This window comes from Streptomyces sp. NPDC059037, assembly GCF_042740015.1.
In the GTDB taxonomy this organism is placed as follows: Bacteria; Actinomycetota; Actinomycetes; order Streptomycetales; family Streptomycetaceae; genus Streptomyces.
The window spans coordinates 1-10663 of sequence record NZ_JBHYIG010000320.1 but is presented as its reverse complement, the minus strand read 5'-3'; the positions used below and the strand labels follow the sequence as shown (position 1 = coordinate 10663).

The 10663-nt window shown below is 69.6% G+C and carries 8 protein-coding genes, 1 tRNA gene and 1 pseudogene; 2 read left to right on the top strand and 8 right to left on the bottom strand.

Features of this window, described 5'->3' with window-relative positions:
* Positions 1-145: 145 nt before the first annotated feature.
* The 7 genes from rho to ACFWY6_RS39585 form a co-directional block, all read right to left on the bottom strand.
* Positions 146-2158, bottom strand: a complete 2013-nt coding sequence (gene rho, locus ACFWY6_RS39615; protein WP_384700991.1) for a transcription termination factor Rho — start codon at positions 2156-2158, stop codon at positions 146-148.
* Between the two features lie 382 nt (positions 2159-2540).
* Entirely contained in the window at positions 2541-3458 is a 918-nt protein-coding gene (gene thrB, locus ACFWY6_RS39610; protein ID WP_266870799.1) for a homoserine kinase, read from the bottom strand.
* Positions 3459-3684: 226 nt separating this feature from the next.
* Positions 3685-4743, bottom strand: a complete 1059-nt coding sequence (thrC, locus tag ACFWY6_RS39605) for a threonine synthase (protein WP_384700988.1) — start codon at positions 4741-4743, stop codon at positions 3685-3687.
* A 6-nt stretch (positions 4744-4749) separates the two neighbouring features.
* The gene (locus tag ACFWY6_RS39600; RefSeq protein WP_384700994.1) at positions 4750-6039 is read right to left on the bottom strand and encodes a homoserine dehydrogenase; all 1290 of its coding nucleotides are present in this window, start codon (positions 6037-6039) and stop codon (positions 4750-4752) included.
* 99 nt (positions 6040-6138) lie between these two features.
* Entirely contained in the window at positions 6139-7530 is a 1392-nt protein-coding gene (lysA, locus tag ACFWY6_RS39595; protein ID WP_384700985.1) for a diaminopimelate decarboxylase, read from the bottom strand.
* Positions 7531-7546: 16 nt separating this feature from the next.
* On the bottom strand, positions 7547-8623 hold the full coding sequence (gene nrtL, locus ACFWY6_RS39590) for an ArgS-related anticodon-binding protein NrtL (RefSeq protein WP_384700983.1): 1077 nt from the start codon (positions 8621-8623) through the stop codon (positions 7547-7549).
* A gap of 128 nt (positions 8624-8751) precedes the next feature.
* Complete coding sequence (locus ACFWY6_RS39585; RefSeq protein WP_384700980.1) at positions 8752-9252, bottom strand: response regulator; 501 nt, start codon at positions 9250-9252, stop codon at positions 8752-8754.
* A 187-nt stretch (positions 9253-9439) separates the two neighbouring features.
* Here ACFWY6_RS39585 and ACFWY6_RS39580 point away from each other — a divergent pair.
* Positions 9440-9511: transfer RNA gene (locus ACFWY6_RS39580), tRNA-Arg, on the top strand.
* Between the two features lie 114 nt (positions 9512-9625).
* Here the strand turns inward: ACFWY6_RS39580 and ACFWY6_RS39575 are convergent.
* On the bottom strand, positions 9626-10066 hold the full coding sequence (locus ACFWY6_RS39575; protein ID WP_384700977.1) for a VOC family protein: 441 nt from the start codon (positions 10064-10066) through the stop codon (positions 9626-9628).
* Positions 10067-10382: 316 nt separating this feature from the next.
* On the opposite strand from ACFWY6_RS39575, the pseudogene ACFWY6_RS39570 reads away from it, so the two are divergent.
* A pseudogene (locus ACFWY6_RS39570) lies at positions 10383-10663 on the top strand (hypothetical protein); the annotation flags it as partial.

Genomic DNA, 10663 nt, shown 5'->3' with positions numbered 1-10663 from the left:
GTGTTTTTTTTTTTTTTTTTTTTTTTTGTGTTTTTTTTTTTTTTTTTTTTTTTTTTTTGTTTTTGTGTTTTTTTTGCGTTCTCAAATTGGGCGCCCGCGGTTTTGGGGGGGGGGGGGCCCCATTTGGTGGTGCTGTTCGCTGTGACTAGTCGTTGCCGTTGCCCGGCGTCGGCGTCGTCTTCGCGATCTGCATCAGGAACTCGGCGTTCGACTTCGTCTGCTTCATCTTGTCGAGAAGCAGCTCGATGGCCTGCTGCGAGTCGAGCGCGTGCAGCACCCGGCGCAGCTTCCAGACGATCGCCAGCTCTTCGCTGTTGAGCAGGATCTCTTCCTTACGGGTGGAGGACGCGTCGACGTCCACCGCCGGGAAGATGCGCTTGTCCGAGAGCTTCCGGTCGAGCTTGAGCTCCATGTTGCCGGTGCCCTTGAACTCCTCGAAGATCACCTCGTCCATGCGCGAACCGGTGTCGACGAGCGCGGTGGCCAGGATGGTCAGCGAGCCGCCGTCCTCGATGTTGCGCGCCGCACCGAAGAAGCGCTTCGGCGGGTAGAGCGCGGTCGAGTCGACACCACCGGACAGGATGCGCCCGGACGCCGGGGCCGCGAGGTTGTAGGCACGGCCGAGGCGGGTGATGGAGTCGAGCAGGACGACCACGTCGTGACCCAGCTCGACGAGACGCTTGGCGCGCTCGATGGCCAGCTCGGCGACGGTGGTGTGGTCCTCGGCGGGACGGTCGAAGGTCGAGGAGATGACCTCGCCCTTCACCGACCGCTGCATGTCGGTGACCTCTTCCGGACGCTCGTCGACCAGGACGACCATCAGGTGGCACTCGGGGCTGTTGGTGGTGATCGCGTTGGCGACCGCCTGCATGATCATGGTCTTGCCGGTCTTCGGCGGCGCCACGATCAGCCCTCGCTGACCCTTACCGATCGGCGACACGAGGTCGATGATGCGGGTGGTCAGGATGCCCGGGTCGGTCTCCAGACGGAGCCGGTCCTGCGGGTAAAGGGGCGTCAGCTTGTTGAACTCCGGTCGCCCGCGCCCGGATTCGGGCGCCATGCCGTTGACGGAGTCGAGGCGGACGAGCGCGTTGAACTTCTCGCGGCGCTCGCCGTCCTTGGGCTGACGGACCGCGCCGGTGACGTGGTCGCCCTTGCGCAGACCGTTCTTGCGGACCTGGGCGAGCGACACGTACACGTCGTTCGGTCCGGGCAGGTAGCCCGACGTACGAATGAACGCGTAGTTGTCGAGGATGTCCAGGATGCCCGCGACGGGGATCAGTACGTCGTCCTCGGAGACCTGCGGCTCGTTGGCGCCGAACTCGTCGCGGCCACGGCGGCCACGGCGGTCGCGGTACCGGCCGCGACGCCCGCGACGGCCGCCCGCCTCGTCGTCGAAGTCGTCCTGCGGGCCGTTGTCCCGCTCCTTGCGGTCCTGACGGCCGCCGCCCTGCTGGCGGTCCTGACGGCCACCGCCCTGCTGGTCGTCGCCCTTGTTGCCACCACGGCGGTCACGGTCGCGGCCACGGCCCTGGCGGTCGCGGCCCTGACGGTCACGGCGGCCCTCGGCGCCCTCACCGGAGCCGTCGCCGCGGGACTCGGACTGCGCGTCCTGCTTCGGCTCGGCCTTCGCCTCGGCGGTGACGGTCTCGGGGCTGCCCGCGTCGGCGGTGGCGCGGCGACGCCGGCGCTCGCCCTTGTCGGCACCCGCGGGCTGGCCCGGGATGTCGATCTGCTGCTGGGCGACGGCCTCTTCGGCCTTGCCGCCCGAAGCCTGCTCCGTCTTCTCGGCCTTGTCGGCCTTGCTCGGCTTGCCGCCGCCGGCCGCCGCGTCCTCGCCCGTACGGGCCTTGGAGGTCGCGCGGCGCTTCGGCTTGGTCTCGGCATCGGCCGAGGACGGCGCGGCACTCTTCGCGGGGGCGCCCCCTCCCGCCTGCGCCTCCTTGATGACCTCGATCAGCTGGCTCTTGCGCATCCGCGCAGTGCCCTTGATACCGAGGCCGGATGCGACCTGCTGCAGTTCCGCCAGCACCATGCCCTCGAGGCCGGTGCCGCGGCGCCGCCGGGACCCGGCCGAAGCACCGGTGGCAGGCGCCGCAGAGGCGTCCGTGGCGGGCGTGTCGGCAGTCACGCCCATCAGATCGGTGGTGTCGCTCACGAAGGGTCCTTCCCTGGAGCGGACGTCGGCCTGTCTGGCTCGGCGACCGGTTGTGCTGTCCGGCGGTCCTTTGGTGTGTGGACCTGGCCGGGGCGGTGGTCCGCCAATGCGCGGCGGAAGAATTCACTGGTGATGGCGAGTCCCGGTGAGGTGCCACTGATGTGCGGTGTCACTCGGCTCGGTCACGCCGGTTCCGGAGCGTGCTCGGCACTGCTCAGTGCAAGGCACGAAGCAGTTTGGGAGGCTCCCGGAAGGATGGATGTCCCGGACGGGGACACGAAGCACCTCGCCATGGTGGGGTCGGGTGCAGACTTGAGGTTAACACTACCGGATCCAACAAACATTCCCCCTCTCCAAATCCGGTTACCCGGAGGTCACTGCGTCAAGGCGCGAGCGGCAGCACGCTCGCCCCGGTCGCGTCGAGCGCCAGACGGTTGGCCGCCCAGCCCTCTCCCGCGAGGCGTGCGACCTTGTCGGCCGTACTCTCATCGGCCAGCGCGAGGACCGTGGGTCCCGCGCCGGAAATCATCGCGGGGACGCCGTCCGCCCGCAGTCGGTCCACCAGGGCGGCGCTCTCCGGCATGGCGGGTGCGCGGTACTCCTGGTGGAGGCGGTCCTCGGTGGCGGGGAGCAGCAGCTCGGGGCGCCTGGTCAGGGCCTCGACGAGCAGGGCGGCCCGGCCCGCGTTGGCGGCGGCGTCCACATGGGGGACGGTGCGCGGGAGCAGTCCGCGCGCGGTTTCGGTGAGGACCGGCTTTCCCGGTACGAAAACCACCGGAACGATGGAATCGGCGGGGTCCATCCTGATCGCCCGCGCCGCTCCCCCGTCCATCCAGGAGAGCGTGAAGCCGCCGAGCAGACAGGCGGCGACGTTGTCGGGGTGGCCCTCGATCTCGGTGGCGAGCTCAAGCAGGGCATTGTCGTCGAGCCGGGCGTCACCGCCTATCGTCACGGCGCGCGCGGCGACGATTCCGGCGCAGATGGCCGCGGACGACGAGCCGAGGCCCCGGCCGTGCGGAATGCGGTTGGCGCAGACGATTTCGAGCCCGCGCGGCTGTCCGCCGAGCAGGTCGAAGGCGGTACGCAGGGAACGTACAAGCAGATGCGACTCGTCGCGCGGGAGCGTCTCGCTGCCCTCACCTGCGATGTCGATGTTCAGTCCGGAGTCGGCCACCCGGACGACGACGTCGTCGTACAGCCCCAGCGACAGGCCGAGGGCGTCGAAGCCCGGCCCGAGGTTGGCGCTGGTGGCGGGGACGCGCACCCGGACGGCGGCGGCGCGGAACGCGGGACCGGCCATCGCTCGATGACTCTCCTTGAGCTGCGATCTTTTGGAGGACTTGCCACATGTGAGGCAGTACCCGGAGGCCGATACACGGCGGCACCGCGGCATATGCGGCGGGGCGGGTTGGGTACAGCCTATCGAAGGAAGGTTCTGTGGCGACATAGGGCGCACAGGAGGCGCACGATGCGTGCTGTAAGCCCCCTGTGCACCCCCTGTGGGGAGTTGCGGGTTTTCCCCTGGGTTATGCCAGGCCGAGGCGCTCGGCGGCGGTGGCCGCGTCGACCGGCACGGTGACCGGCTGCGGAGCGCCGGCGACGGCCCAGTCGGGGTCCTTCAGGCCGTTTCCGGTGACCGTGCAGACGATCTTCTGGCCCTTGTCGACCTTGCCCTGCTCGGCGGCCTTGAGCAGACCGGCGACGGACGCGGCCGACGCGGGCTCGACGAAGACACCCTCCTGGGACGCCAACAGCTTGTAGGCGCGCAGGATCTCACGGTCCGTCACCTCGTCGATGAAGCCGCCCGACTCGTCGCGCGCGGCAAGGGCGAAGTCCCAGGACGCGGGGTTGCCGATGCGAATCGCGGTGGCGATGGTGGACGGGTCCTTGACGACCTCGCCGCGCACGATGGGCGCCGAACCCGAGGCCTGGAAGCCCCACATCCGGGGAGTGCGCGTCGACACCGAGTCGGCGGCGTACTCCTTGTAGCCCTTCCAGTAGGCCGTGATGTTGCCGGCGTTGCCGACGGGAAGGACGTGGATGTCCGGGGCGTCGCCGAGCGCGTCGACGATCTCGAACGAGGCGGTCTTCTGGCCCTCGATGCGGAACGGGTTGACCGAATTGACAAGCGCCACCGGGTAGTTCTCGGAGAGGGCGCGGGCGAGGTTCAGGCAGTCGTCGAAGTTCCCGTCGACCTGAAGGATCTTCGAGCCGTAGACGAGCGCCTGGCCCATCTTGCCGAGCGCGATCTTGCCCTGCGGCACCAGGACGGCGCAGACCATTCCGGCGCGTACGGCATAGGCGGCCGCGGAGGCCGACGTGTTGCCGGTGGAGGCGCAGATGACGGCCTTCGCACCCTCCTCCTTCGCCTTCGTGATCGCCATCGTCATGCCGCGGTCCTTGAAGGACCCGGTCGGGTTGGCGCCCTCGACCTTGAGATGGACCTCGCAGCCCGTGCGCTCGGAGAGCACCTGCGCGGGCACGAGCGGCGTGCCGCCCTCGCGGAGCGTCACGACCGGCGTCGTGTCGGAGACGGGGAGACGGTCCCGGTACTCCTCGATGATTCCGCGCCACTGGTGGGTCATTGCTGGTTACTCTCCTTCAACCCGCATGATGCTCGCGACACCACGCACGGTGTCGAGATTCCGCAGCGCCTCGACCGTGCCGCTGAGCGCGGCGTCGGGTGCCCGGTGGGTGACGACGACGAGGGATGCCTCGCCGTCCTTGCCCGTCTGACGGACCGTATCGATCGATACGCCGTGCTCGGCGAAGACCGTCGCGACCTGGGCGAGGACACCCGGCTTGTCGGCCACGTCGAGGCTGATGTGGTACCGCGTGACGACCTCGCCCATGGAGCTCACGGGCAGCTGGGTGTACGCGGACTCGCCGGGCCCGGTGGCCTCGCCGAGCTTGTTCCGGCAGACGGCGACGAGGTCGCCGAGCACGGCCGACGCGGTGGGCGAGCCGCCCGCGCCGGGCCCGTAGAACATGAGCTGGCCGGCGGCCTCCGCCTCCACGAAGACGGCGTTGTACGCCTCACGCACGGACGCCAGCGGATGGCTGAGCGGAATCATCGCGGGATGCACGCGCGCGGTGACGGACTCGCCGTCCGCGGCCCGCTCACAGATGGCGAGCAGCTTGATGGTGCAGCCCATGCGCTTCGCGGAGGCGAAGTCGGCGGCGGTCACCTCGGTCATGCCCTCGCGGTAGACGTCGTCGAGCCGCACGCGCGTGTGGAAGGCGATTCCGGCGAGGATCGCGGCCTTGGCGGCGGCGTCGAAGCCCTCGACGTCGGCGGTCGGGTCGGCCTCTGCGTACCCGAGAGCGGTGGCCTCGTCGAGGGCTTCCTGGTACCCGGCCCCGGTCGTGTCCATCGCGTCGAGGATGAAGTTCGTGGTCCCGTTGACGATCCCGAGGACCCGGTTGACCTTGTCGCCGACGAGGGACTCGCGCAGCGGCCGGATCAGCGGAATCGCGCCGGCGACGGCGGCCTCGTAATAGAGATCCCGCCCGTGCTCCTCGGCGGCGGCGTGCAGCGCGGCACCGTTCTGGGCGATGAGGGCCTTGTTCGCCGAGACGACGGACGCGCCGTGCTCGAAGGCGGTGGTGATGAGGGTCCGGGCGGGCTCGATCCCTCCGATGACCTCGACGATGACGTCGATGTCGCCCCGTTTGACCAGCGCGGTCGCGTCGGTGGTGATGAGGGAGGGGTCAATTCCCTCGCGCACCTTCGAGGGACGGCGGACGGCGACCCCGGCGAGTTCCACCGGGGCGCCGATCCTGGCCGTGAGGTCGTCGGCGTGCGTCGTCATGATGCGCGCCACCTCTGAGCCGACAACCCCACAGCCCAGCAGCGCCACCTTCAGCGGACGCGTACGCATCATCCGACCTCACTTCTCATACATCTAAACGATGGGACCAGTCTCACCCACCGGACCGGAGTTTCTATCCCCTGTCCGAATCATGAGACATCTATTTCATTACCCGACATCGAGACGCAGGAGATCTTCCTCCGTCTCGCGCCGGACGATTACGCGCGCCGCACCATTCTTGACCGCGACGACCGGCGGACGGAGCGCGTGGTTGTAGTTGCTCGCCATGGAACGGCAGTACGCGCCGGTCGCGGGCACGGCGATCAGATCGCCGGGAGCCAGGTCGGCGGGGAGGAAAGCGTCCTTCACCACGATGTCACCGCTCTCGCAGTGCTTGCCGACGACGCGTACGAGCATGGGCTCGGCGTCGGACTCGCGCGACACCAGGGCGACGCTGTACTCGGCGTCGTAGAGCGCGGTGCGGATGTTGTCGGACATGCCGCCGTCGACGGAGACGTACGTACGCAGACCCTCGAGGGGCTTGACGGTGCCGACCTCGTACAGCGTGAAGGCGGTCGGCCCGACGATGGCGCGCCCCGGCTCGACGGAGATACGGGGAGTCCGGAGATTGGCGGCCTCGCACTCACGCGTGACGATCTCGCTCAACGCCTTGGCGATCTCGTGCGGCTCGCGCGGGTCGTCGTCGGAGGTGTACGCGATGCCGAGCCCGCCGCCGAGGTCGATCTCGGGAAGCTCGACACCGTGCTCGTCACGGATCTCGGCAAGCAGCTGCACGACGCGACGGGCGGAGACCTCAAAGCCCGCCATGTCGAAGATCTGCGACCCGATGTGCGAGTGCACGCCGATGAGCTCGAGCCCATCCAGCTGCAGCGCGCGGCGGACGGCCTCGGCGGCCTGTCCCCCCGCGAGGGCGATGCCGAACTTCTGGTCCTCATGCGCGGTGGCGATGAATTCGTGGGTGTGCGCTTCCACGCCGACGGTGACGCGGATCTGCACGGGCTGCCGCTTGCCGAGCCGCTCGGCGATGTGCGCGACCCGCACGATCTCCTGGAAGGAGTCGAGCACGATGCGCCCCACGCCGACGGAGATGGCCCGCTCGATCTCCTCTTCGCTCTTGTTGTTGCCGTGGAAGGCGATGCGGTCGGCGGGCATCCCGGCGTCGAGGGCGGTGGTGAGCTCGCCCCCGGAACAGACGTCGAGGTTGAGCCCTTCTTCGTGCAGCCAGCGCACGACCGCACGCGAGAGGAAGGCCTTGCCGGCGTAGAACACGTCGGCGTCGGTCCCGAAGGCGCCGCGCCAGGCGTGGCAGCGGGCGCGGAAGTCGGCCTCGTCGAGGAAGTAGGCGGGGGTGCCGAACTCCTCGGCGAGCCGGGTCACTTCGATGCCGCCGACGGTGGCGACACCGTCCGCGTTGCGGGTGACGGTCTGCGCCCAGACCTTCGGGTCGAGGGAGTTCAGATCGGCGGGCGGCGCGGTGTAGTGCCCTTCGGGCAGTACGTCGGCGTGGCGGGGCCCGGCGGGGTGTGCGGAACGGCTCATGTCGCGGTCGTCTCTCTCACAGATGTTCTGGTGCGCTGATGCCGAGCAGGGACAGGCCACCGGCGAGCACCGTCCCGGCGGCTTCGGCGAGCGCGAGCCGGGCGCGGTGGGCGGCCAGGGGTTTCTCGTCACCGCGCGGCAGGACGGACGGCTGAAAGGCGAGGAAGGCGTCGGCGGTGGTGACGAGGTGCCGGGCGATGCGGTCGGGAGCGTGACGCCGGGCGGCGGAGGCGAGGACGCGGGGGTGGTCACCGATGGCGTCGAGGAGGTCCTGCGCTTCTTGTACGTCTTGCACGTCGCCGGGGGCGGCGTCGAACCCCAGGGCTTCGGCGTTCCGGCTCAGGGCGCGGATACGGGAGTACGCGTACCGCACCCGGAAGAGGGGATTGCTCTCGCGCTGGGCGAGGTGCTGCTCGGCCGGCTCGATGCGGGGGCGGTCGTGCCCGGCCGGATACAGCAGGGCCCAGCGGGCGGCGTCGCGGCCGAGGGGGGTGGGGTCCTGCGGGGCGGGGACGGGGCGGAGCGTGTCGAGCGGGACGGGAGGCTTCCCGTGGGCGTCGACGCGCACCCCGAGGCCGGTCGTCCAGCCGGGATCGGGCGCCTCGTCACAGGTGACGCGGACGAGGGCGCCCTGCGAGCGGAGGATGCGGCGGAGGGTGTCGGCGAGGACGGCGGCGCGGACTTCGCGGGGGAAGTGGAGCTGGTGGCGGGCGCCGGTGTCGGGGTGGACGTGCCCGTAGCAGGCACCGCGGTCGCGTACGTCGCGTACGAGGGCGGCTCCCCCGCTGTTTCCCCCTTCACCTCCCCCTTCGGCGAGGGTGATGTTGAGGAAGCCGGGCCCGGTGATGTCGATGGAGGCGATGCCGGGCTCCGCGGTGAGCCGCGGGGACAGAATCTCGGCGACCTGCATCGGCGGGCGCCCGGCGGAGCGGGCGACCTGCAGGGCGACGTTGGTGGCGTAGTCCCCACGCCCTCCGGGCCGAGGCCGCTCGACGATCACCCGCTCGGGCATGCCCACGTCACGAAGCTCACCGTCATCGACGGCACGGCGCATGGCGCGCAGCACGGAACGGGAGAGCTCGACGGGGGTCACGGGGACAAGCGTATGGGAGGAGGGGGGTAGGGACGCGACCCGGTTTGGCGGATGGTCCGGGATGTGGACGGCGGCGGGGGTCTCTGGGGTGGCCGGGCCTCTGCGTCAGGGCCCGCGGGGCGGTCGGCTCAGCCGCCGGTGCGGCCGGCGCGCTCGGTCTCTCCGGTGCCTGCCGCGCAGTCGCCGCCGAGCGCTTCGCCGCCGTGGCCGCGCTCCAGCAACTGCCGTACGATACCGACGAGTTCGCTCGGCTCGAAGGGCTTGGCGAGGAAGGCGTCCACGCCCACTTCCAGGCCGCTCTCCACCTCGTACTGAGTACAGGCACTGACGATCACGATGGGCAGATGCCGGGTCCGCGGATCGGAACGCAGCCGCGCGGCGGTCCGCAGCCCGTCAAGGCGGGGCATCACGACATCGAGGGTGACGGCGTCGGGCCTGACCTCTTGCACCACGTCCAGGCACTCGGCACCATCAGCCGCGGTCACCACCTCGAAGCCCTCCAGCTCGAGGTTGACCCTGATCAGTTGCCGGATGACCTTGTTGTCGTCCACAACAAGCACGCGGCCGGGCACGCCTGACACAACTCGAGAGTAGGTCTGCCGACACCGCCGCGTCCGGGTTTTCCCCACTTCCGCCCCCTGCGGGGGATGCCTGGGGTGCGCGTCCGCCCCGGGCGGGGGACCCCTGGGCGACCCCTGGGAAGCGCGGTGCGGTGCGGCCGTTCCGGCGGCCGCGGAGATGCGGAAATACCTGTTCATGGGGAGCCCATTGGAGCTGGTAGGGTTCTACCCGTCGCCGCGCAATCAGCGCTGACACGCCCCCGTAGCTCAGGGGATAGAGCAACGGCCTCCGGAGCCGTGTGCGCAGGTTCGAATCCTGCCGGGGGCACCTTGTAGTAGGTGCCCGAAGACCCCGCCATCAGCGGTTTCGCTGAGGACGGGGTCTTGGCGTATGTGCTGATGGATGCCGCTGGAGGCAGCTTTTTCGTCCGGCTGCTCCTTCTCAGCGCAGTTGCTCCGCCAGGCCGACGATGATGCCCTCCGGGCCGCGGAGGTAGCAGAGCAGATAGCTGTCCTCGAACCGGGCGATCTCGCCGACGAGTTCGGCGCCGTGCGGGCGCAGGCGGGCAATGGTGTCCTCGAGGTCGTCGACGGCGAACATGACGCGGTGCGTGCCCAGGATGTTGTGCGGCTTGTTGCGCGGCCCGTCGCTGATCGCCGCGGGGCTGCGGTACTTCGACAGCTCGAGCCGGCTGTGACCGTCCGGGGTCCGGAGCATCGCGATGTCACAGTGGACGCCGTCGAGTCCGGTGCACTGGTCGGCGACGAGGCCCTCGACCTCCGTCCTGCCCTCCAGCTCCATGCCGAGTTCCACGAAGAACGCGATGGCGGCGTCCATGTCCTCGACGACGATGCCGACGTTGTCCATCCGCTGAATCGCCATGCTGGCTTCTCCTTCTTCCTCTTCTTCCTCGTGCGGCCGGTGGTGGCCGCTGATGTCCCTGGGACGGAGCCGGTGGCACGTTCTCGACATCCACGGACCGCCGAAGATCAGACGCCACCGAAAAGGGCCAGGGCTCAGCGGACTGAATCTTCGGGTGCTGCCCGGCTGACGGGGGTCGGGGTCTGATGTCAGCCGGTGTCAGTGTGCTGTGGGTGTGGTGTCAGGACACCCCGGCAGAGTCTTGCTCATCAACAGCAGCAAGCACCCGCCGGGAAGCCCCGGCAGGGTCCGCCCAGAATTGAAGGAGCACGCCACCATGTCCGCCATCACCATCGCCTTCACCGACCAGGACAAGCTCACCCTCCGCACCGCCGCCTACGGAGCCATCTCGCTGCTCGCCGCCGCCGACGCCGCCGGCTCGCCCCACAAGATCGCCACCCAGGGCTCCATCGCCCTGGCCTCCGCCACCGGCCCCGTCGGATACGTCCTCGCCGAGAACTCCGCGGTCGGCGAGCTCGGCGGCAGGTCCGTGGCCGAGCTCGCCGACACGGGCCTGCCCCCCCGCCCCCCAGCCACCGCGCTTCTCAATCTGGGTCG

Coding starts and splice junctions, on each gene's coding strand:
- thrB (WP_266870799.1), bottom strand. CDS start 3,458: ATGGCCGGTCCCGCGTTCCGCGCCGCCGCCGTCCGGGTGCGCGTCCCC.
- thrC (WP_384700988.1), bottom strand. CDS start 4,743: ATGACCCACCAGTGGCGCGGAATCATCGAGGAGTACCGGGACCGTCTC.
- ACFWY6_RS39600 (WP_384700994.1), bottom strand. CDS start 6,039: ATGCGTACGCGTCCGCTGAAGGTGGCGCTGCTGGGCTGTGGGGTTGTC.
- lysA (WP_384700985.1), bottom strand. CDS start 7,530: ATGAGCCGTTCCGCACACCCCGCCGGGCCCCGCCACGCCGACGTACTG.
- ACFWY6_RS39575 (WP_384700977.1), bottom strand. CDS start 10,066: ATGGCGATTCAGCGGATGGACAACGTCGGCATCGTCGTCGAGGACATG.